Consider the following 21166-nt stretch of genomic DNA (forward strand, 5'->3'; position numbering starts at 1 on the left):
CCTACTCGCCAGCGGGTCAACGGGCGGTTACGACTGGCGCATGAGAACGGCGATGAATGCGGCCCTGATCGGACTTATGCTGTCGACCCCCGCCTTCGCGGAGCCGAAGCCGCCGCGGGATGGCCCGCGTCTGGTGCTGACTGGCGTCGGCCGGTTCGCGGTGTTCGCTGACGTGTCGGCCATCGGTCGCGACGGGAACACGGCCCGGATGCGCTCGCTTCAGGTGACCGAGAAGGATTTCGAGGTGGGGGGCGAGACCTACTGGGGCGGTTGGTCATGGTGGTCCTTCGACTGCCGGGCAGGCACGGCCGATCGACTGGATTTCGCCTCGGTGCGGGCCGGCGGCGCGGAAGGGCCAGCCACGCTGGATACGGCTCCCGCCTATCCCGCCGCCCCGGGCGGCGATGCAGCCGAGTTGCTGGCCGTCGCCTGCGACCCGGCCATGGCCGGAGAGGCGGACGCCGACAACCTGGCCGACGCCGTCAGGGTCGGGCGGGCGGCCCTCCGTCTGGCGAACTGAACCGGTTCAGGTCGATCCGGTCCCGCGGCAGGGCTTCGGGGCATTCGTCCCGCATGAAGGCCAGCATCCGTTCGCGTATTTCGCAGCGCAGGTCGAAGGCCGCCGCGCCGCTGCCGGCGCTGGCGAGGCAGCGTACCTCGGCCACCCGGTCGGTGATGTCGGTGACCTGCAGGCTGACCACGTCGCCGTCCCAGTGCGGGCTCTCGCGGCAGATACGTTCCAATTCGGCCCTCAGCCGCTCGATCGGCGCCTCGTAGTCGACATAGAGGAAGGCCGCCCCGATCAGCCGCGACGTCTCGCGGGTCCAATTCTGGAAGGGCTTCTGGATGAAATAGGTCAGCGGCAGGATCATCCGCCGCCAGTCCCACAGCTTGACCACGACGTAGGTCGAGGTGATCTCCTCGACCGTGCCGAATTCGCCCTCGACGACGACGGCGTCGTCCAGCCGGACCGGCTGGTCGGTGGCGATCTGCACGCCGGCGATCAGATTGGTCAGCAGCGGCTGCAGGGCGAAGCCGGCGATGATGCCGACCACGCCGGCCGAGGCCAGCAGGCTCATGCCCCACTGCCGGACCTCTGCGATGGTCAGCAGCGCCAGACCGAGGGTGACGGCGCCGATCAGCAGGGAGGCGACGCGCTGCAGGATTCGAGCCTGGGTGACGTGTTTGCGGGCGATCAGATTGTCTTCCGTCGCCATGTTGAAGCGGCGCAGATAGACCACGGCCCACATGTCGGAAGCGCCGATCGCCATCCAGCCGATGGTGAGGATGAACAGAAAGACCAGCGCCTGGCGGATGAACTCCGACGGCGCGGGGTCGAGCGGCGACACCGTCACCGCCAGGGCCAGGGCGACGATCATCACCGCTATTCGCACCTTCAGCCGCGCTCGCCCGACGACGCCTTGCCAAAAGATGTCCCGCTTGCGCGCGGCGAACTTCAGCAGGGCGAACACGACCTGGTTGGCGGCCCAGCCTGCGAACACGAAACCGACCACGATGATGGCGATCACCGCCCACTCGGGCAGCCACCAGAACTCCCGCCAGAGGCGAAAGACCTCGCGGGTCAGATCGGTGACGAACGGGGGCATGAGTCCTTTCCGAAGCGGCGAACCGACTTATCCATAATCGAATCTGCGGCCAAGGTTTGCATAACCCCGATTTGCCCGGATAGTACGGATGGGATCTGGAGGGGATTTGTTCCATGAATACAGCACTTAAGGTTGCGCTCTCGGCCGCGTGCCTGTTTGCCGCGACGCCCGGTCTGACCCAGGACGCGTCCGGGGGTCTGGACGGCCCGATGCGGCAGGTGTTCGCTTCCCCGGCGGCGGCCGGCTACATGACCTTGCCGACCGACGACGGACCGCTGAAGCGCACCTGGACCTGGCTGTTCCTCAAGGACGCCATTCCGAACGGGGCGGACACCCTGGCGATGGAGTGGGAGATCGACTGCGCGGCGGGGACGGCGCGGACCGTCCGCACCGCCCTCTACACCGGCGCCGCGCACATGAAGACCGACGCTGGGCCCGCCGAGCGCTCGGCACCCGCCGCCGGATCGCCGGGCGCGATCACCCTGGCGGCGGCCTGCGCGCCGCCGGCCCAGGCGCGCACCACGCCGGTGGCGAACGCCGCCGCCGCCCGGACCGCCGCCCACGCCCTGTTCGCCGCGCCGCCCCAGCAAGCACGCCGATAGGCTCAGGCCGGCCGGGCCGCTGCCTCGACCATGTCGGCCAGCGAACGGGTCGCGTCCGGCAGCGCCGCCGCGCGCGCCCCCCGGCTCATCGCCTCCAGCCGCGCGGGATCGCCGAGGACGGCGGTCAGCAGGGTCGTCAGCCGCTCGACGGTGACCTCGTCCTCGAGCATCACCGCGGCCCCGCCGGCGTCGGCGAGGGCGGCGGCGTTGAAGCGCTGATGGTCGTCCATGGCGATCTTCAGCGGGATCAGCACCGACGGCACGCCGGCCACCGCCAGTTCGGAACAGGTCGAGGCCCCGGCCCGGCCTATGACCAGATGCGCCGCCGACAGTTGCTGGGCCATGTCGCGGAAGAAGGAGGCGACCTCGGCGTCGATGGCGGCGTCGAGATAGATCTGGCGCGCCGCCTCCAGCGTTTCGGGCCGCGACTGTTGCTGCACCTTCAGGCGGCTGCGGATTGCGTCCGGCAGGGCCGCCAGCGCCCGGGGCGCGGTTTCAGAAAGGATGCGGGCGCCCTGGCTGCCGCCAGTGATCAGCACATGGATCGGCTGGCCCGGCGCCGGAGCGGTGAACGCGCGGTCGTGCAGCGCGCGGATGTCCGCACGGACCGGGTTGCCGATCAGGGTCACCCGTGCGCCGACGCCCTGCGGGACTTTCTGAAGATCGGGAAAGGATGAGGCGACGGCGCCGACATAGGGCGCCAGCCATCGGTTGGTTCGGCCCAGCACCGCGTTCTGCTCATGCAACAGCGTCGGCCGCCCCTGACTGAGCGCGGCCAACAGGGCCGGCGCGGAGGGATAGCCGCCGAAGCCGACCACCACCGCCGCGTCCCGCCGTTTCAGCGCCGCCCGGGCCTGGAACACGCCGCGCACGATGGTCAGTCCGGCCCTGACCAGGCCGATCGGTCCGCGCCCGGTGGCGGCGTCCAGCGCGATCCGCTCCTCGGCCGGGAAGCTGTGGGCGTACTGTTCGCCGCGATGGTCGGTGGCCAGCACGACGCGCCAGCCCCGCGCCGACAGTTCGCGCGCCAGCGCCTCGGCGGGAAACATATGCCCGCCGGTGCCCCCGGCGGCGACGAAGCAGACTCTCGACATCACGGCTCCTACGGCAATATCCGCCGCCGCTGCGGCAGGCTGGCACCGGGTTCGTATGCGCCGGGACGGCGGCGGGTCAGGGCCAGGGCCAGGCCCATGGTCAGCCCCATGGCCAGCATTGACGAGCCGCCATAACTGATGAAGGGCAGGGTCATCCCCTTGGTCGGGATCAGGTTCAGGTTGACCGCGATATTGATGCAGGCCTGCAGGCCGATCAGCATGAACAGCCCGGCCGCGGCGGTCTGTTCATAGGCGTCGTTCAGCTTCATCGCCCGCTTCATGCCGCGCACGACGATGAAGGCGTAGAGACCGATCATGGCCAGCGACAACACGAGGCCGAATTCCTCGGCCCCGACCGAATAGATGAAGTCGGTGTGCAGGTCGGGGACGTGCCGCTTCATCACCCCCTCGCCCACCCCGCGCCCGACCAGGCCGCCGGCGCGGATGGCCTCGGAGGCGCGGTCGATCTGATGGGTGTCGGTGCTCTCGGGCGACAGGAAGCGGCTAAGGCGGTCGCGCATGTGGCCGAAGGCGAAATACAGCGACACCAGACCCGCCATCCCCGCCGCGGCCAGCGCCGCAACCCATTTCAGCGGCACCCCGGCCATGAAGAAAACCGCCATGAAGGTGGTGGTGACCAGCAGGGTCTGGCCGATGTCCGGCTGGATCAGCAGCAGGCCGACGGTCAGGGCCCAGAAGGCGAAGGCGATGGAGACGCCGGGCACCCCCTGCCCCTTCTGCGCCTCGGCGAACATCCAGGCCGCGAAGACGATCAGGCTTGGCTTGGCGAACTCGGACGGCTGCAGGCTGAACGGACCGAGGTTGATCCAGCGCGCCGCCCCCTTCACCTCGTCGCCGATGATCGGCAGGGCCATCATGGTGACGATGGCTCCCGCCAGCGCCAGCACGGCGATGCGGCGCACGCCCCGCGGCGACAACAGTGAGGTGATCAGCATGACGCCTACCCCGCCGGATGCCCAGACCAGCATCCGCCACGAGTAGTGGAACGGGTCGCCGATCGACTGGTCGGCGTTGATGGCCGCGGGGCTGGAGGCGAAACTCAACGCCACGCCCAGCGCGATCAGGGTCAGGGCCGCCGCCAGCATGCCGCGGTCGACCGTCCAGAACCATTTGGCGATCGGGCTCTGGTCGTTGCGCGAAAAGGCGGGGCTGTAGCTCTCGGTCATGACGCGCCCGCCGGAGTTGCGCCAAGAGCGAGGACGGCGGCGCGGAAAGCCTCCCCCCGCGCCTCGAAGTCGGGATACTGATCGAAGCTGGCGGCGGCTGGCGACAGCAGCACCACCTCGTCGCGGCCGGTGGCGGCGGCCGCCTCGGCGGCGGCCCGCACGGCCGAGGCCATGTCGCCGCTGATCCGATGCGGGGTATCGCCCAGCCGCGCGGCGAATGGCCCCGCCGCCTCGCCGATCAGAAACGCCTCGGCCACGCGGGGGAACAGGTCCTCCAGATCATCGATCCCGCCCCCCTTGGCCCGTCCGCCGGCGATCCACCAGCTGCGGTCGTACGAGGAGAGCGCCTGCCGCGCCGCGTCGGCGTTGGTGGCCTTGGAATCGTTGATGAAGCGCACACGGCCGAGTGTGCCGACATGCTCCATGCGGTGAGCGAGGCCGGGGAAGGAGAGCAGGCCGCCGACGGCCTTGTCATGCGGCACTCCCAGCGCTCGCGCGGCCGCGTAGGCGAAGGCCGCGTTCTGGGCGTTATGCCTCCCGGGCAGACAGCGGGCGGGGGTGAGATCGACCTCGTGGCCCTCCCCTGTCGTGAGATGGCCGTCGGCCGCCCTGATATCGGCGGGCCCCTGGGAAGTGGATACGGTTCGCGCCCGGCTCACGGCGGCGGCGACCTGACGGCCCCAGCGCTCATCAATCCCGACGAGGGCCAGGCCAGCGTGCGTAAATATACGGGCCTTCGCAGCGACATACCCCTCCATGCCGCCATGCCGTTCCAGATGATCCGGCGAGATATTGGTCAGGATGGCCACGTCCGGTGAAAACGTCGTGGTCAGGTCCAGCTGATAGCTCGACACCTCGATCACATAGACCGCCTCCCGCGTCGGCGCTGGCAGGGCCAGCACGCCGATGCCGATGTTGCCGCCGACGTGGACGGTCATCCCGGCCTGTTTCAGCACCCAGCCGAGCAGGGCGGTGGTGGTCGACTTGCCGTTGGTGCCGGTGATGGCGACGACCCTGGGACGCCCTGCCTGCGGAAGGGCGGCGACGGCCCGGGCGAACAGTTCGATGTCGCCGATGATCTCGATCCCCGCCTCGCGGGCCTTGCCCACCGTCCAGTGCGGCTCCGGATGGGTCAGCGGCGCGCCGGGCGACAGCACCAGCGCCGCGAACCCCGACCAGTCGGCGGCGGTCAGGTCCTCGACCGCGACCCCCTCGGCTTCCGCCTGCATGCGGCTGGACACGCTGTCGTCCCACAGCACCGGCAGGGCCCCTCCCGCCTTCAGGGCGCGCGCCGCCGTCAGTCCCGACCTGCCGAGGCCGAAGACCGCGACCCTCCGTCCTTCGAAGCCGGGGACCCGGATCATGGCGCTATCGCAGCTTCAGGGTGGCGAGGCCGGCCAGCGCCAGCATGGCCGAGACGATCCAGAAACGGATCACCACCGTCGACTCCGGCCAGCCCATCTTCTCGAAGTGGTGGTGGATCGGGGCCATCAGGAAGATGCGCTTCTTCGTGGCCTTGAAGTAGGCGACCTGGATCATCACCGAAGCGGCCTCGATGACGAACAGGCCGCCGACGATGCCCAGCACCAGTTCGTGCTTGGTGGCCACGGCGATGGCGCCGAGGGCGCCGCCCAGGGCCAGCGAGCCGGTGTCGCCCATGAAGATCTTGGCCGGCGGGGCGTTGTACCAGAGGAAGCCGACGCCCCCGCCGATGATGGCGGCGCAGAAGACCGCCAGCTCGCCCGACCCCGGCACGTGGTGGACGCCCAGGTAGTTGGAGAAGATGAAGTTGCCGACCAGATAGCTGATGAGGCCGAAGGCCGCCGCCGCCATCATCACCGGCACGATGGCCAGGCCGTCGAGGCCGTCGGTCAGATTCACCGCATTGGAGAAGCCCACGAGGGTGAAGGCGGCGAAGGCGACGTAGAACCAGCCGACGTTGAGCAAAACAGCCTTGAAGAACGGGAAGGCGATCGAGGTCTCGAGGTTGGGCGTGGTTGGCGAGGCCGTCATCCACAGCACGGTCAGCACGCCGGCGATCAGGGAGACGATGATCTGGGCCACCAGCTTCTGTTTGGAGGTCAGCCCGGCCGAGGTCTGTTTCGACACCTTGGCGTAGTCGTCGATGAAGCCGAGCACGCCGAAGGCGGCGGTCACGAAGCTGACAATCCAGATGTAGGGATTGGTCAGGTCGCCCCACAGCAGCACCGCCACGGCGATGCCGGCGAGGATCATCAGACCGCCCATGGTCGGGGTGCCGACCTTGGACAGGTGCGACACCGGGCCATCGGCGCGGATCGGCTGACCCTTGCCCTGTTTGACCCGCATCCAGGCGATGAAGCGACTGCCCATGGTCACCGCCACGATCATCGCCGTAGCCATGGCCAGAGCGACTCGCACCGTCTGGTACTGGACCAGATTGAGCAGCGGATAGTCCTGCGCGATGTCGGCGTAGTGAAGATAGAGCAGATAGAACATCAGGCGGCTCCTCCGAGCGCGGCGAGGGCCTTGGCGACCAGCGACGCCTTCGACCCGTTCGATCCCTTGACCATGACGACGTCGCCCGGCGCAACCAGTTCGGCGGCCTCTTCGGCCAGTTCGGCGGCGGTCTCGCGCCACAGTCCGCGCCGGTCCGGCGGCAGGACGTCGTGCAGCCGCTTCATCTCCGGCCCCGCCGTGTGAACCAGATCGAGATCGGCGAGGTTGATCGGCGTGGCGAGCCCCTCGTGCAGGGCGCGGGACTGGTCGCCGAGCTCCAGCATGTCGGTCAGCACCACGATGCGGCGCGCCCCCGGCGCGACCGGCCTGGCCCCGAGGCTGCGGAAGCCGGCGGCCATCGACAGCGGATTGGCGTTGTAGCTCTCGTCGATCAGGGTGAAGGTCCCGCCCGCCGCCGCTACGACCCTGGTCTGGCCCCGGCCCGCCAGCGGCTCGAAGTCGGCCAGCGCCGCGAGGCCGGTCTCCACCGGCACCTCCAGCGCCTCGAGCATCAGCAGCACGCACAGGCTGTTGAGGCCCCAGTGGAAGCCGGACTGGCGCAGGGCGAAGTCGATCGGCTTGCCGAACAGTTCGGCCCGGACTCGCGCCCCCTCCGGCCCGGGCTGGAAGTCGAGCAGGCGGGCGTCATGCCCGGCTTCCGCCCCGAAGGTGACCCGCCGCGCGCCCGCCGTCCGGGCGGCGGCGTCCAGCACGGCGGCGTAGCCGACGTCGCCGTTCAGCACGGCGACCCCGTCCGGCGCGAGCCCTTCGAAGATCGACGCCTTTTCCGCCGCCACCCCCGCCTCGCCGTCGGCGAAGGCTTCGATATGCACCGGCCCGACGGTGGTGACGCAGGCGGCGTGCGGCCGGACCAGCTTCGACAGCGGCGCGATCTCCCCCGGGGCGTTCATGCCGATCTCGAACACGGCGCGGGTTGTCGTCCGCGGCATCCGCGCCAGCGTCAGCGGCACGCCGATATGGTTGTTGTAGCTCCTGATCGAGGCGTGGGCGGGTCCCGCCAGATCGAGCCCGGCCTTGATCGCCTGGGTGACGCTGGTCTTGCCGACCGATCCGGTGACCGCGCCCCGGCGGACGTGCGGGCTGCGCTCGCGGGAGGCGGCGCCGAGGGCTTCCAGCGCGCGCAGGGTGTCCGACACCACCACCGCTGATCCACCCTCGACCGGGTGTTCGGTGATCGCGCCCGCAGCCCCGGCGGAGAAGGCGGCGGCGGCGAAGTCGTGTCCGTCGCGGGCGCCTCTCAGCGCCAGAAACAGGTCGCCTGGCGCGATTTCGCGGCTGTTGTAGGTGACGCCGACCGCCTCGAATGACGGCCCCGAGAGCTTGCCGCCGGTCGCGGCCTCGATCTCGGCGGAGGTCCACAGCGGCGGGAAATCAGTGGGCTGGTCAGGCATGGAGGCCCAGGGCTTCGGCGGCTTCGGTGGCGTCGTCGAACGGATGGGTGACCTCGCCGACGATCTGTCCCTGCTCATGCCCTTTTCCGGCGATCACCACCACATCTCCGTCGCGCATCTGTTCGATGGCATGGCGAATGGCGGCGCGGCGGTCGCCGATCTCCTGCGCGTCCGGGCAGCCCTCGCGCACCGCCTTGCGGATGGCGGCCGGGTCTTCCGTGCGGGGATTGTCGTCGGTGACGATGGCCACGTCGGCCAGCCGCGCCGCGATCCCGCCCATCAGCGGCCGCTTGGCCCGGTCGCGGTCGCCGCCGGCGCCGAAGACCACGATCAACCGGCCGGTCGCGTGCGGACGCAGCGCCTTCAGCACCGTTTCCAGTCCGTCCGGGGTATGGGCGTAGTCGACATAGACCTCGCCCCGCCCGGCTCCCGGGATGCGCTGCAGCCGTCCCTGAGCGCCGGTGATGTGTTCGAGCCCGGCCAGTACCCGCTCGGGCGTCTCTCCGGCGGCGATGCACAGGCCGGCGGCGACCAGGGCGTTCGAGGCCTGGAAGGCCCCGGCCAGCGGCAGCAGCACCTCGTGCAGCGTCCCGCGCACGTCCAGCGTCAGCCGCTGCCCCTCGGGCACGGCCTGCCTGGCGACCAGGGTCAGGTCCCGCCCCCGCTCGCCCACGCCCATGACGCCCAGCCCCGACATGATCGAGGCGGCGGCGAAGCTGGAATAGGCGTCGCTGTCGGCGTTCAGCACCGCCGTCCGCCCGCGCGGCAGCAGGGTGTCGAACAGGCGCAGCTTGGCGGCCCGATAGGCCTCCATGTCGCCGTGGTAGTCGAGATGGTCCTGGGTCAGGTTGGTGAAGGCCGCCGCCTTCAGCGACACCCCGTCCAGCCGGCGTTGATCGATGCCGTGCGACGAAGCCTCCAGGGCCAGATGGGTTACGCCCCCGGCGGCCAGTTCCGACAGCATCCGCGCGGCGTCGGCGGCGTCCGGACTGGTCAGGCCGGGCCCGGTCAAGACCTGATTAACGTTACCCGTCTGTTGCAAAACCCCGAGGGTCCCCATGCTCGCGGCCGACAGTCCGAGCGAGGCCCAGATCTGGCGGCAGAAGGCGGCCACCGAGGTCTTGCCGTTGGTGCCGGTTATGGCGACGCAGGTGGCCGGCTGGGTCCCGTAGAAGCTGCGCGCGGCGATCGCGTAGCTGCGCCGCACATCGCCGGAGGTGACCAGCACCGGGGCCATGGCCGCGTCGGTGTCGACCGGGGCCAGCACCGCCGCCGCCCCTTGCGACAGGGCCTGCGGAATGAAGGCGCGGCCGTCGGCGGCGCTGCCGGGCAGGGCCACGAACAGGGCGCCGGGCGCGACCTTGCGGCTGTCGGCGGTGACCCCGGTGATCATCGGATCGGCCGGCACGTCCCGGCGCAGCAGGTCGGACAGCTTGATCGAGGCGGCGGCGGTCATCGTCCGTCCCCCCCGACATCCTCGAAGGCGGGGATCTTCTCGCCGAGGGCCGTGCGGTACGGGTCGGCGCGGCGCTCGACGCCGAGGAAGGGCGCGATGCGGTCGGCGATCCGGCCCACGGCGGGCGCGGCCACGAAGCCGCCGGTGCGCGGATAGCTGCCCGGCTCGTCGATCAGGATCAGGATCGAATAGCGACGCGCGTTCAGCGGCCCGTCGGCGGGGAAGACCGCCGCGAAGGTGCCGACGGCGTGGGTCGGATCATAGCGGCCGTTGACCAGCTTGTTGGCCGAGCCGGTCTTGCCGCCGACCCGCAGGCCCGGCGCATCGGCGCGGCCGCCGGACCCGCGCACCACATTACGGCGCAGCAGGTCGAGCAGGGTCAGCGATGTCTCGGGGCTGACCACCTGCCGGACTTCGGCGTTCGGCCGGCCGCCCTTGCGCAGGGTCAGAGGCACGAACCGTCCGCCGTTGGTCAGCGCGCCCATCGCCGCCGACATCTGCAGCGGGGTGATCATGATGCCGTAGCCGAACGACAGCGAGGCCAGGGTGGAGTCGTCCCACTTGGTCGGGCGCCGGGGCCGGGCGGATTCGTGCAGCTCGATCGGGGCGGCGTCCAGCAGGCCGAAGCGGGTGAAATAATCCCGCATCGTGTTCGGTCCCATCTCGACGGCGAGGCGAGAGGTGCCGATGTTGGACGAGTGGAGGTAAACCTCCTCCAGCGTCAGCACCTGGTTGGTGGCGTGGAAGTCGGTGATGCGCCGCTTGCCGATCATGAAGGCTTCGGAGGCGTCGAACCGGGTGTTCATGTCCGCCCGTCCGGTGTCGAGGCCGGCGGCGACGGTGAAGGTCTTGAACACCGAACCCATCTCGTAATGGGCCGAGGTGGCGCGGTTGAGCCGGTCGCCGGTCGGCCAGCTGGCCATGCCGAGGATTTCACCGGTCTGGACGTCGGCGATGATGCCGACAGCGCCCTTGGCCTGGCTCTCCTCGACGGCGCGGGCCAGTTCGTTCTCCAGCACGCCCTGAACCCTCAGGTCGATCGACAGCGGGAAGTTTTCGCCGCGCGCGCCGGCGTCTCGGATTTCGCGATTGAAGGCCAGCTCGGCCCCGGTCAGGCCCTGCCCGCCCGTGTCCGTGACGCCCAGCACATGGGTGGCCGAGACGCCCAACGGATAGACCCGTCGGTCTTCCGGCTCGAACGTCACCCCGCCGAGCGCGAGGCCGTGCACGGCCGCCTTCTCCCCGGGGGTCAGGCCGGGCATGACGATCAGCCGCCGGTCGCCAGACAGGACCTTGTTCAGCCGGCTCATCGAAACCCGGGGCAGCGCCCGCTTGATCTGCGCGGCGGCGGCCCCGCGGTCCCACACCTGGGCCGGGTCGATATAGAAGCCGTAGTGGACGATGTTGGTGGCCAGCAATGCGCCGTTGCGGTCGACCACGTCGGCCCGGTCCACGGCGTTCGGCTGACCGCCCGACCAGATTCCGCCCTTTGGAGCCAACAGGGCCGCGTTCACGGCTCCCAGCGCCAGGCAGACGAACACCGCCGAAAACAGGCACAGGATGACGAAGATGCGGACCCGGGTATCCTCCTCGGGTCGGGCGTCGGCGCGGGCGCGACCGAACGAATGTTCGATCCGCCACATGATCTCGGTCAGCCAGCGCCATGAGGGCATGGAGACGCCGCCGCGCGGGCGGCCGGGTGCGGGACGGTTCCAGGCGCGCGGATCGTCGTGCACGCTCATTGCGCGACCTCCGCGACGTTGACGTCGGCGTCGGCGGACGCGGCCGGAACCGTCGGAGCGACGATCACCACCGGCTGGGGAGCGGGGACCGGCGCCAGCTCCGGCAGGCTCGCTTCGGTCGCCTGCCGGTGGACGTCGACGGGGCCGAGACCGGCGCTCCTCGACAGGGCCTCCAGCCGGGCCGGCTGTTCCAGCCGGGCCGCCTCGGCGCGCAGCAAGCGGACGCGCTGGCCGTTCTGGGTGATCTGGCGTTCGAGGCTGGCGATGCGGGCGCTCTCGCTCGCCGCCGCGGCCTTGGCCAGATAGACCGAGAAGATCATCGCCGCGACCAGCAGCAGGCCGATGATCTCGATCCAGCGGACGCCGCGGACCTTCCAGTCGAACACCCGCTTCAGGGTGGCAGCCGCCCTCATGCCGCGACCCTCCCCCAGGCCGGGGCCTCGGTGCGGACGGCGGCGCGCAGCTTGGCCGAGCGAGCCCGGGGGTTGGCTGTGCGCTCCGCCTCCTCGGCTTCGCGAGCACCCTTGAAGCGCAGCGCGAAGCTGGGCTTGCGGGTCTCCACGGCGAGCGGCGCGTGACGCGATCCTCCGGGGGCGTTGCCGGTACGCTCGGTCAGGAACGCCTTGACGATGCGGTCCTCCAGCGAATGGAAGGTGACGACAGCCAGCCGCCCGCCGGGCGAAAGCGTCGCCTCGGCCGCCTCCAGCCCGGCGCGCAGCTCGCCCAGCTCGTCGTTGACGGCGATGCGCAGGGCCTGAAACACGCGCGTGGCGGGATGGATGGGCGCGCCCCGCCGCCCCCCCAGCGCCTTCTCCACGACCTCGGCCAGATCCAGCGTGCGGGTGAACGGCTTCTCGGTCCGGCGGCGCAGAATGGCCGTGGCGACCCGTCCCGACTGCCGCTCGTCGCCATAGAGCTTGAAGATATGGGCGAGCGGCCCGTGGTCCCATTCGTTGACGATGTCCGCGGCGGTCTCACCCTCGTCGGACATGCGCATGTCCAGCGGCCCGTCACGCATGAAGGAAAAGCCGCGCTCGGCCTGATCCAGCTGCATCGACGACACGCCGATGTCGAACACCACGCCATCCAGCTTCGCCTCCCCGCTCTCGGCGAAGGCCCCGGCCAGACCCGAGAAGGGGGTGCGGATCAGCTGGAACCGGCCCGGAAAGTCGTTGGCCACGTCGTCGGCGTGCGGCTGGACCGTCGGATCGCGGTCGAGGGCGATGACGGTCGCGCCCATGGCAAGGATGGCGCGGGTATAGCCGCCGGCGCCGAAGGTGGCGTCAATGATCACGTCGCCCGGCCCGGGGGCCAGCGCCTCCAGAACCTCGGCCAGCAGGACAGGGGCGTGCGGGCTCATGCGCCCTCTCCGCCAGGGCGGCGACCGGCCAGCAGCGCCTTGCGCCCGGCCTCGCCGCGCTCGCGCACCGCCTGACGGGCGAGGGCCCGGCGTTCGTCGCGACGCGCATTCCAGCGGGCGCGATCCCAGATCTGGAAGCGCGAGCCGAGACCGACGATGACCACGTCCTCGCCGAGCCCGGCGTCCTGGCACAGATGCTCCGGCAGGGTGATGCGCCCGCCGCCGTCATAGGCCAGCGGCCGCTGGCCGGCGTAAAAGGTCTCTTCCAGGGCGGTGCGGACGTCGTCGCCGAACGGCAACTCCTCGATCATCGAGACGTATTCGGCCATCAGCTTGTCGCCACCGGCCTCGAGGCAGTCGTTCTCGATCGAGAAGAAGCAGAACACGCCGTGCTCGGCGCCGTTGTCGGCCGTGCGGAATTCCTGAGGGATCAGCAGACGGCGCTTGCCGTCCAGTTGTTTCTCATAGGTCGAGAGAAACACGCCCAGCCCCAACTCGGACCCTTCGATCCGCCCCTCTGCGTCTCGGGCGCATCCCCGCACCCACCGAACCCCGACTAAGCCTATGGGATAGCATGGGATGAAATGGGTCTCAATGGGATTAGTTGACGGCGGTTAACCTCAAGAAGGCAGAAAATCGCCCACACGGCGCGAACGAAAACAGAACATCGAAGTATACACAGGGCTGTGGATCAATCTGCGCCGCAATCAGGCCGAAGAGGTTAACGGCATCGCGCCCGGCAGCGCGCAGCGCCTTGGACAGCCCGGTGCCCGCAGCGCGGCGTGAGGCCACCCAGGAAGAAAAGGTCAGACGGCCTGTAAGCCGGGTTCTGTTCCCGCCGAAGCGGGCGACGATCATTCCTCTGGACCGGCCATTGCTGACCGGTTCTCGCGACCTACCCGGACGCCTCGGGCGGTGAACCCTGCGGGCAAGCCCGCGCGACGTCCCTATTCGGTCTTGCTCCAGGCGGGGCTTGCCATGCCGTCCCTGTTGCCAGCGACGCGGTGGGCTCTTACCCCACCCTTTCACCCTTACCGGCCTCGCAAGGCCGGAGGTTTGCTTTCTGTGGCGCTATCCCTCGGGTCGCCCCGGGCGGAAGTTATCCGCCGCCATTTCACCGTGGAGCCCGGACTTTCCTCGACGGGGCAAGCCCCGTCGCGACCGCCCGGCCGTCTGACGGGGGCTAGGTGGCCCCTTCCGGCGGCGAGGTCAATGTCGCCGGGTCGGCAGGGGCATAACCGTAAATCCAGAAGGTCTGCGCCTCGTCCTCGCGAAACGGGATGTTCAGTCCCCCCAGAAGATCGCGAAACGCATCGGTGCAGTCCTCGACCGGCCCCTCGACCAGGGCGCCGGGCCGGGTTCGATAGCGCGGCACGACCCGTATCCATTCGATTCCGAACAGAGGTTCGAGATCCTCGTCGATCCAGGTCCCCTGCCAGTCCACCCCATCCACCCGCCACGGCGTCTCTCGCGGCCCCAGCACATTCTGGATCTGAAAGGCCGGCCGGAAGGGCAGTTCGGCGACGACGGCGTCCCGCAAGGCCTGCCAGCGGGTCCGGTTCATGAAAGAGGTGAGGCCGCGTCGTTCGACTTCGGCCCGCACCGCCGCCTTGAGCCGGGGCAGCGCCACCTCATTCCAGTGCGTCTGGAGCGCGGCGAGATCCGCATCCCGCCTCGCGGTTCGTTCGGAGCGGGTCGGCTGCTTGCCGGTCACTGCAGCACCCCGGTCGGGCTCTCCGCCGCGGCCAGCTGCAGCACCCCCATCAGGGTCGCCCGCGTCTCGCCGTCCGCGACGCCGTCCACCTGCCCCGGCCGCCAGTGGCGCTGGAAAGCCTCGACGGTCAGGCGGGTCGCCTCGTCATAGTCGCCGCCGGGCTGGAGGCCGTAGCCGAGCCGGTGCAGGCCGGCGCGCAGCACGATGACGCCCAACCCCTCGTCGCCGACGGCCAGCGGCGCGCCGAGGGCGGCGATCCGCTCCCGGGCGGGCTCGAACCACAGGCCGTGGCCGACCGAGGCCAGCCGTTTCCACGGAAATCGCTCGCCGGGGTCCTGCTTGCGGTCGGGGGCCAGATCGGAATGGCCGATGATGCGGGCGTCGGGGATGGTCCAGCGGCTGCGGATGTCGCTGACCAGGCTGATGACGGCCCCGATCTGGGCCTCCGGAAAGTCGCGGTAGCCGAATTCGTGGCCCGGATTGACGAGCTCGACGCCGATCGAGGCGGTGTTGCAGTCGGTTTCGCCCTGCCAAACGCCCTTGCCCGCGTGCCAGGCGCGACGTTCCTCGGCGACCAGCCGCAGGATCGACCCGTCCTCGTCGACGACATAGTGGGCGGAGACCCTGGCGTCCGGGTCACACAGGCGCGCGACGGCCGCCTCGGCCGTCTGCATGCCGGTATAGTGCAATACCAGCATGTCGGGCGGACCCCGCCGATGATCGAAATTGGGCGACGGCGCGTCCCGGACGACCAGCATCCTAGCGGCCCGGGCGCTCCCACCCGTAGGCGACCCAGGCCCCGTCGACCTTGCGCGCCTCGATGACGTCGTCGCCGCGGCGGTTGCGGGCGGTCATCCGGCGGCGGGCCCGGACGGCCAGGCTGGCGAAGAACACCAGGGCGCCGGCGAACAGGGCGATCACGGCCACGGCGGCGGCGGTGAATACGGCCAGCACGGCGCCGATGGTCATGGCGGCCAGGGTGGCGATCACGCCGCCGAGCCACATCACCGAGGCGACGAAGCCGTTGGCGGGGCGGCGGGCGGAAGGGCCGGAGCCGAAGATCAGGCGGTCGGGCTGGGTCATGGCTTTACCTCTGGGACGTTGCGAACAACGCCGAACTCCGACTGTCGGTCCATCACAGTAAACGGTCAATGTCCCGCCGCTTCACAGGCGAGTGTCCGATTGTCGCTGTTCAGTAGGGCTGATCGGCCAGGACGGAGGCGCCGGAGGCCCGCGCCCGCTCGGTCTGCAGCCGGCGCACCGCCGCCTCCGCTTCCGGATCGTTCATGATCGCGCCGATGCCGACCAGAACCCGCGCCGCCTCGCCCGAGACGCCGAACATCTCTGACAGGGCCGCGAACGGCGACTTCGATTCCGGATAGCGTTTGAAACGCACCGATTCGTCGTTCGGGATCTCGGCCAGCTGGCGGGCCTTGGCGATGGCCTCCTCGATGCCCCCGAGCTGGTCCACCAGACCGATGGAGCGCGCCTGGGCGCCGGTCCAGACGCGGCCGCGGGCGATCTCGCGCACCCGGGCGGGCGGCAACTTGCGGCCGCGGGACACGCGGGCGATGAACTCCTCATAGGTCCGGTCGATGGAGGCCGCGAAGGCGGCGCGGTCGGCGGTGTCGAACGGCTCGGACGGCGAGAAGGCGTCGGCGTATTCGCCGCCGACGGTCAGATTGCGCATGTCGATGCCGAAGCGGCCGAGGGCGTCGGCCAGCACCAACTTGCCGCCATACACGCCGATCGATCCGGTCAGGGTCGAGGGCTGGGCCACAATCCAGTCGGCTTCCGAACTGATCCAGTAGCCGCCAGACGCCGCATAGTCGCCCATCGAAATGACCACCGGCTTGCCCGCCGCCCTGGCCGCCCGCACCGCCGCCAGGATCTGCTCGGATGCGTCGGGCGAACCGCCGGGCGACGACACCCGGAACACGATGGCCTTCACCGCGTCGTCCTCGATAGCGTCGTAGATGGCCTCGGCCAGATCGTCGGACATGATCGACGAGCCGCCGCCGAACGGATCGGCGCCGCCGCCCGTGCCGGTCATGATGGCGCCCTCGCCGCCGACGATGGCGATGGCGTTCTTGCCGGCGCCGTTGCGGGCGCCCTTCGACGCGGCGTAGTCGCCGAACTCGATGATCTCGGCGCCCTTGCCGGCCCGGCGCTTGGCCTCGGCCTCGGCCTCCTCGACCTGGCCGACCTTGTCGATCAGACGACGCCGCAGCGCCTCGGCCGAGCTGTGCGGGCCCGCCTCGATGTTGGCGCGCAGCGCCTGCGGCGTCACCTTGCGGTCCTGCGCCGCATTGGCCAGGGCCGAGGTGTAGATCGAGGTCATCCACGCCCCCATCGCCTCACGATGCGCCGGGGTGTAGTCGCTCTCGGTGAATTCGTTGACGGCGTTCTTGTACTCGTAGCGCTGCTCGAATTGGGCGTTGACGCCGTATTTTTCGAAGGCCCGGCCGAGGAACACCGACTCGGCCGAGAGCCCGGCCAGCTGGAAGCTGGATGTGTTCTGCATCCACAGCTCCGAGGACGACGCCCCGATCATATAGCTGGAGACGGCCGCGCCGACGGGCTGGAAGCCCTGGGCGTGGGCGATGACCCGCTTGCCCGAGGCGCGGAAACGACGGATGGCCTGACGGATTTCATCGGCGGCGGCGGGCGTGATCCCAGCCTCGGGCAGACGGACCAGCAGCACCTTCACCCGCCCGTCGTCCTCGGCCTGGGCCAGGGTGTCGACGATCTGCAGGGTCGACAGCCCCCCGCCGCCGAACAGGGCGAACGGATTGGTCGGGGCCTGGTCGGTGATGCCCTCGCGCAGATCCAGCTCCAGCACCGTATTCGCCGGCGTCGGTTCCTTCGACGTCGCCGAACCGACCGCAATCGCGATCAGGATGAACGGCACCACCACGAGAAAGAGGAACAGGCCGGTGAACACACCGAGCACGGTCAGGAAAAACTGCTTCATGGCGAGGGGAGTCGTCCAGGGCGTGGGCCGGGCGATGGCCACATTTTACCATAGGGCGGCTGGCCTTTCGGTCAAATGAACTGCCCGTAACAAGCGAGCGGCGCCGCAATATCCGATGCTGCGCCGCAACAGGGGTGATTGATGACGGCGGGCGGACCCCCTATATGAGCGGTCTGCGAGCGGGGGCCGATCGCCCCGCGTCATCCCGGACCGCACTCCCCATGCTGGTCACCCTGATGAAGGCCAAGCTGCACCGCGCGACGGTGACCCAAGCCGATCTCGACTACGAGGGCTCGATCGCCATCGACGCCGACCTGCTCGACGCCGCGGGCATCTTTCCGCACGAGCAGGTCGATGTGCTGAACATCACCAACGGCCAGCGCTTCACCACCTACGCCATCGAGGCCCCGCGCGGTTCGCGCGTCGTCGGCGTCAACGGCGCGGCCGCCCGCCTGGTGCAGAAGAACGACAAGGTCATCGTCGTGACCTACGGCCAGCTGCCGCAGGAAGAAGCCCGCCAGTGGTCGCCGACCGTGGTGCTGCTCGACGACCGCAACGAGATCAAGCGCGCGGCTTGACGCCCGCTCCGCCCGGGCCTTCCTTGACCACAGGGAGGCGCCGATGGCCCGCAGCATGTCCTGGATCAAATGGCTCCTGTACGGGGGCTACGCCGTGGCGGGGGCCGTGGCCCTGTTGATGGCCACGCCCGCGGGCCTGAAACTGCTCGGCCAGTCGATCGACCAGCTCACCTTCCTGCCGGCCCGCTTGCTCGCCCTGCTGTGGAGCCTCGCCCTGCTGGTCCACGACGACGGCGCCGCCACCGCCCTGGCCATCCTCGGCGTCGGCTACATCCTCAACCTCGGCATCGGCTTGGTGCTGGTTCGGGCGGAGTAGTCTGCTGACGGCAAGCGGCCTCTCCCGCAGGGCAGGAAGGGCCAGTGGAGCGGGAAGAGCTGACCTAGCGGTTCAGATCATACACGCCGGTGATGTCGATCCGCACCGTCAACTCGCCGGCGGCCACCGGGGTCGAGCCCCCGTCCATGGCCATCTCGGCGCGCGCGTACATCGGCTGCGGCGGACGCGGGCTGTAGCCGCCGCCCTCGGTCAGCGAACGGATGCCGCCCAGCGGGACCCCCAAGGCCTGCGAATACAGCGCCGCCTTGGCCTGCAGATTGCGCACGGCGATCTGGCGGGCCTGATTTTCCGCTGCGGTGGGGTCCTTGAGGCCGAACGAGATGCCGTTGATCTGGTTGACCCCGGCCGCGACCACGGCGTCGGCCGTCGAGCCCACCCGGGTCAGGTCGTTGATGATCACCGTCACCTGATTGCTGGCCTGATAGCCGCGCAGCCGGGGCGGTTCGTTCTGGACGTAGTCGTATTGGGCGGACAGGTTCAGGCCCGAGGTCTGCACGTCGCGTTCGGAGACCCCCGCCCGGCGCAGCGCGGCCATGACCTGGTTCATCCGCGCGGCGTTCTGACTCATCGCCTCGGCGGCGGTCGGGGCTTCCGTCACCACGCCGAAACTGATCGTGGCCATGTCCGGCGCGGTCTTGACCTCGCCATAGGCCGACAGGTTCAGCGACGGACGCTCGGTCACCGCCTGGATGGTCAGGGGCGCACCGTCGCCGGGCTGGCTCTGCGCGAAGGCGGCCGGGACCGCGAAGGCCATGGCGGCCGCGGCGACCAGGCTTCCGCTCACCAGCAGGATACGGTTGGACACGGCCGGCGCGGCGGCGACGCGGGTCCTGGGAACGGGTCTGTTCATCGAGCAGTCTCCTGATGCGGGGCGGTCCGTCTGAAGAGGATCGCGGACCATGGGCGACACCTTGGCCGTTCGTGCCTGAATGAACGCCCCGGGGCCATCGGCAGGTTCCATTCATCGGTCGGAAATCAGGCTTTGTCAGGCGACTGCGCATGATGCTTGGCAAGCCGCCGCGCCGCCTGCTAGGCCACGGGCACGCCACGGAGGGCGCGTAGCTCAATGGTTAGAGCCGACCGCTCATAACGGTCTGGTTGGGGGTTCGAGTCCCTCCGCGCCTACCGGCCCCAGAAACCTCCGCCCCGGCTCCACCGGTCCTCGCCGCGATAGCGCTCGTCGTAGACGTAGCGGCCGTCGCGGTCGTACCAGCCCTGGCCGCGCTGATACCGGTCGTAGCCGTCGAGCGAATAGCCGTCGTCGTAGTATTCGACGCCCAGCAGGCCATCCTCCTCATCCCACCAGTCGCGCGGATAGGAGCCCAGGGCGCACTCCCAGCCCTGACCCGGACGCCAGTAGGGCTCGTAGCGGCCGCGGTAGCGGTCGCGGAACTGGGGCCGGCAGACGTATTCCGAATAGACCCGGTTGCCGCGCGCCTGAACATTGGCGCGATCCTCGGCGTAGATCACCTCGCGCACGCTCGAGAAGACGTTGTTGACGATCACCGCGCTGCCCGAGGCGGCGGCGACGCCCACCGTCGTGGCGCGGATCCGGCTGTCGGTCAGACGCAGCTCGCCGTTGTAGAGCACCACGCCCTTTTCCGAGCGGCCGATGCGGCTGTTGCTGATGTCGACCGACGCGCCTTCGATGGCCACGCCCTCGACGTAGCCGACGATGGCGGTGTTCTCGATCTCGACCCGGCCGTAGTCCCGGCCCGAGCGCACGATCATGCCGATCGAACGCGGACCGAAGGCGTTCGGCGCATTCGTTCCCTTCAGCGTGGTCGAAACGATGCGTGAGGTCTGGCCGGCGCCCGGGATCAGCTCCATGCCGGACTGGGCCCCGCTCACCACCACCTCCCAGGCGTCCAGCACGGCGCCGTCGGCGACGACGGCCGGGGCGATGGTCTGGGCGTCGATAATGGTGTCGCGCAGATATAGCAGCCCGCCGTCGGCGTAGATGGCCGCCTCGTCGCCGGCGTGGCGGAAGCCGACCCGGTTCGTGATGATCTCGGCGCCGTAGCCGACGATGCAGGCGGCGTCTCCGGCGCGCGGCGAGGCGAACACCATGTCGCGGATTTCGACCCGGACTCCCTGGGCCACGGTGATGCAGGGAAGCCCATCCGGCGCCTGCAGCGTCGGATTGGGATTGTTCGCCCAGCGGCGCGGATCGAAGCCGCTCTCGCCGATGACGGTCATCGGCTTGTCGATGTTCAGCCAGCCGACGCAGGCGCCGCCGCGGGCCCGGATGACCAGGGTGCCGCCCGGCCGCACCCGGCGAACGGCGTCCTCAACCGCGCCGGTGCCAGGATTGCCGCCGCAGTCGACCAGCACGATCTCCTCGCCGCCCGGCCGATGCGTCGGATAGTCTGGTCGCCAGTCAGGCCGGTGACGGCGATAGTCGTAGCGGCGGTGGCTGGAGCCGCGATTGCGGTAGCTGCGCGTCGGCGGGTCGAGCAGCAGGCCGAAGTTGGGCCGCGTCTGGCTCTCGACCTTGGCGGCGACCTGGGCGTGGGCCTGGGGGCCCTGGGCCAGCGCTGCGACGGCGACGGTGGCGGCGATCGCGGCGGCGCCGGCGACCGTGCCGCAGAAACCACCGAAGGGGAGACGGATCGTCATGGTTCC

At 69.9% G+C, this 21166-nt stretch carries 21 protein-coding genes, 1 tRNA gene and 1 other RNA gene; 5 read left to right on the forward strand and 18 right to left on the reverse strand.

Annotated elements, in window-relative coordinates; genetic code table 11:
* The first annotated feature begins 40 nt into the window (after nucleotides 1-40).
* Nucleotides 41-520, forward strand: coding sequence for a hypothetical protein (locus HNQ67_RS10050; protein ID WP_246347548.1), 480 nt, complete (start codon nucleotides 41-43; stop codon nucleotides 518-520).
* Here the strand turns inward: HNQ67_RS10050 and HNQ67_RS10055 are convergent.
* A complete protein-coding gene (locus tag HNQ67_RS10055) occupies nucleotides 483-1607 on the reverse strand; it encodes a mechanosensitive ion channel family protein (RefSeq protein WP_183254998.1) in 1125 nt (374 codons plus the stop codon). The two genes, HNQ67_RS10050 and HNQ67_RS10055, sit on opposite strands and share 38 nt — an antisense overlap.
* Nucleotides 1608-1720: 113 nt before the next feature.
* On the opposite strand from HNQ67_RS10055, the gene HNQ67_RS10060 reads away from it, so the two are divergent.
* Nucleotides 1721-2209, forward strand: coding sequence for a hypothetical protein (locus HNQ67_RS10060; protein WP_183255000.1), 489 nt, complete (start codon nucleotides 1721-1723; stop codon nucleotides 2207-2209).
* Nucleotides 2210-2211: 2 nt separating this feature from the next.
* On the opposite strand, the gene murG is transcribed toward HNQ67_RS10060, so the two are convergent.
* The 15 genes from murG to sppA all read right to left on the reverse strand — a co-directional run bounded on the left by murG (nucleotide 2212) and on the right by sppA (nucleotide 17626).
* Nucleotides 2212-3303 (reverse strand): undecaprenyldiphospho-muramoylpentapeptide beta-N-acetylglucosaminyltransferase, encoded by a 1092-nt coding sequence (gene murG, locus HNQ67_RS10065; RefSeq protein ID WP_183255001.1) that lies wholly within the window; start codon nucleotides 3301-3303, stop codon nucleotides 2212-2214.
* An 8-nt stretch (nucleotides 3304-3311) separates the two neighbouring features.
* Nucleotides 3312-4490: a putative lipid II flippase FtsW gene (gene ftsW / locus HNQ67_RS10070; protein WP_183255003.1), complete on the reverse strand. Its 1179-nt coding sequence runs from the start codon at nucleotides 4488-4490 to the stop codon at nucleotides 3312-3314.
* Entirely contained in the window at nucleotides 4487-5854 is a 1368-nt protein-coding gene (murD, locus tag HNQ67_RS10075) for a UDP-N-acetylmuramoyl-L-alanine--D-glutamate ligase (protein WP_183255005.1), read from the reverse strand. Before murD ends, ftsW begins: the two co-directional genes overlap by 4 nt.
* 4 nt (nucleotides 5855-5858) lie before the next feature.
* Entirely contained in the window at nucleotides 5859-6968 is a 1110-nt protein-coding gene (mraY, locus tag HNQ67_RS10080) for a phospho-N-acetylmuramoyl-pentapeptide-transferase (RefSeq protein WP_183255007.1), read from the reverse strand.
* The gene (locus HNQ67_RS10085) at nucleotides 6968-8380 is read right to left on the reverse strand and encodes a UDP-N-acetylmuramoyl-tripeptide--D-alanyl-D-alanine ligase (RefSeq protein ID WP_183255009.1); all 1413 of its coding nucleotides are present in this window, start codon (nucleotides 8378-8380) and stop codon (nucleotides 6968-6970) included. Before HNQ67_RS10085 ends, mraY begins: the two co-directional genes overlap by 1 nt.
* Nucleotides 8373-9836, reverse strand: coding sequence for a UDP-N-acetylmuramoyl-L-alanyl-D-glutamate--2,6-diaminopimelate ligase (locus HNQ67_RS10090; RefSeq protein ID WP_183255010.1), 1464 nt, complete (start codon nucleotides 9834-9836; stop codon nucleotides 8373-8375). Before HNQ67_RS10090 ends, HNQ67_RS10085 begins: the two co-directional genes overlap by 8 nt.
* Nucleotides 9833-11578, reverse strand: coding sequence for a peptidoglycan D,D-transpeptidase FtsI family protein (locus HNQ67_RS10095; protein WP_183255012.1), 1746 nt, complete (start codon nucleotides 11576-11578; stop codon nucleotides 9833-9835). Before HNQ67_RS10095 ends, HNQ67_RS10090 begins: the two co-directional genes overlap by 4 nt.
* On the reverse strand, nucleotides 11575-11991 hold the full coding sequence (ftsL, locus tag HNQ67_RS10100) for a cell division protein FtsL (RefSeq protein WP_183255014.1): 417 nt from the start codon (nucleotides 11989-11991) through the stop codon (nucleotides 11575-11577). Before ftsL ends, HNQ67_RS10095 begins: the two co-directional genes overlap by 4 nt.
* Complete coding sequence (gene rsmH / locus HNQ67_RS10105; protein ID WP_183255016.1) at nucleotides 11988-12938, reverse strand: 16S rRNA (cytosine(1402)-N(4))-methyltransferase RsmH; 951 nt, start codon at nucleotides 12936-12938, stop codon at nucleotides 11988-11990. Before rsmH ends, ftsL begins: the two co-directional genes overlap by 4 nt.
* Nucleotides 12935-13420 (reverse strand): division/cell wall cluster transcriptional repressor MraZ, encoded by a 486-nt coding sequence (locus HNQ67_RS10110; RefSeq protein ID WP_183255017.1) that lies wholly within the window; start codon nucleotides 13418-13420, stop codon nucleotides 12935-12937. Before HNQ67_RS10110 ends, rsmH begins: the two co-directional genes overlap by 4 nt.
* Before the next feature lie 320 nt (nucleotides 13421-13740).
* Nucleotides 13741-14115: RNase P RNA component class A (gene rnpB, locus HNQ67_RS10115), an RNA gene on the reverse strand.
* A 6-nt stretch (nucleotides 14116-14121) separates the two neighbouring features.
* The gene (locus tag HNQ67_RS10120) at nucleotides 14122-14652 is read right to left on the reverse strand and encodes a DUF6678 family protein (RefSeq protein WP_183255018.1); all 531 of its coding nucleotides are present in this window, start codon (nucleotides 14650-14652) and stop codon (nucleotides 14122-14124) included.
* Nucleotides 14649-15410, reverse strand: coding sequence for an N-acetylmuramoyl-L-alanine amidase (locus tag HNQ67_RS10125; protein ID WP_183255020.1), 762 nt, complete (start codon nucleotides 15408-15410; stop codon nucleotides 14649-14651). Before HNQ67_RS10125 ends, HNQ67_RS10120 begins: the two co-directional genes overlap by 4 nt.
* Nucleotide 15411: 1 nt before the next feature.
* Complete coding sequence (locus HNQ67_RS10130) at nucleotides 15412-15735, reverse strand: hypothetical protein (protein WP_183255022.1); 324 nt, start codon at nucleotides 15733-15735, stop codon at nucleotides 15412-15414.
* A gap of 109 nt (nucleotides 15736-15844) precedes the next feature.
* Nucleotides 15845-17626: a signal peptide peptidase SppA gene (gene sppA, locus HNQ67_RS10135; protein ID WP_183255024.1), complete on the reverse strand. Its 1782-nt coding sequence runs from the start codon at nucleotides 17624-17626 to the stop codon at nucleotides 15845-15847.
* Nucleotides 17627-17847: 221 nt separating this feature from the next.
* Between sppA and panD the strand changes: the two genes are divergently transcribed.
* The gene (gene panD, locus HNQ67_RS10140; RefSeq protein ID WP_183255026.1) at nucleotides 17848-18204 is read left to right on the forward strand and encodes an aspartate 1-decarboxylase; all 357 of its coding nucleotides are present in this window, start codon (nucleotides 17848-17850) and stop codon (nucleotides 18202-18204) included.
* 43 nt (nucleotides 18205-18247) lie between these two features.
* Nucleotides 18248-18520, forward strand: coding sequence for a hypothetical protein (locus HNQ67_RS10145; protein WP_183255027.1), 273 nt, complete (start codon nucleotides 18248-18250; stop codon nucleotides 18518-18520).
* A 64-nt stretch (nucleotides 18521-18584) separates the two neighbouring features.
* On the opposite strand, the gene HNQ67_RS10150 is transcribed toward HNQ67_RS10145, so the two are convergent.
* Nucleotides 18585-19391 (reverse strand): SIMPL domain-containing protein, encoded by an 807-nt coding sequence (locus tag HNQ67_RS10150; RefSeq protein ID WP_183255029.1) that lies wholly within the window; start codon nucleotides 19389-19391, stop codon nucleotides 18585-18587.
* Nucleotides 19392-19593: 202 nt separating this feature from the next.
* Between HNQ67_RS10150 and HNQ67_RS10155 the strand changes: the two genes are divergently transcribed.
* Nucleotides 19594-19666, forward strand: a tRNA-Ile gene (locus tag HNQ67_RS10155).
* On the opposite strand, the gene HNQ67_RS10160 is transcribed toward HNQ67_RS10155, so the two are convergent.
* Nucleotides 19664-21160, reverse strand: coding sequence for a right-handed parallel beta-helix repeat-containing protein (locus HNQ67_RS10160; RefSeq protein WP_183255031.1), 1497 nt, complete (start codon nucleotides 21158-21160; stop codon nucleotides 19664-19666). The two genes, HNQ67_RS10155 and HNQ67_RS10160, sit on opposite strands and share 3 nt — an antisense overlap.
* Nucleotides 21161-21166: the final 6 nt, after the last annotated feature.

This window comes from Brevundimonas basaltis, from assembly GCF_014202075.1.
GTDB classification, from domain to species: Bacteria; Pseudomonadota; Alphaproteobacteria; order Caulobacterales; family Caulobacteraceae; genus Brevundimonas; species Brevundimonas basaltis.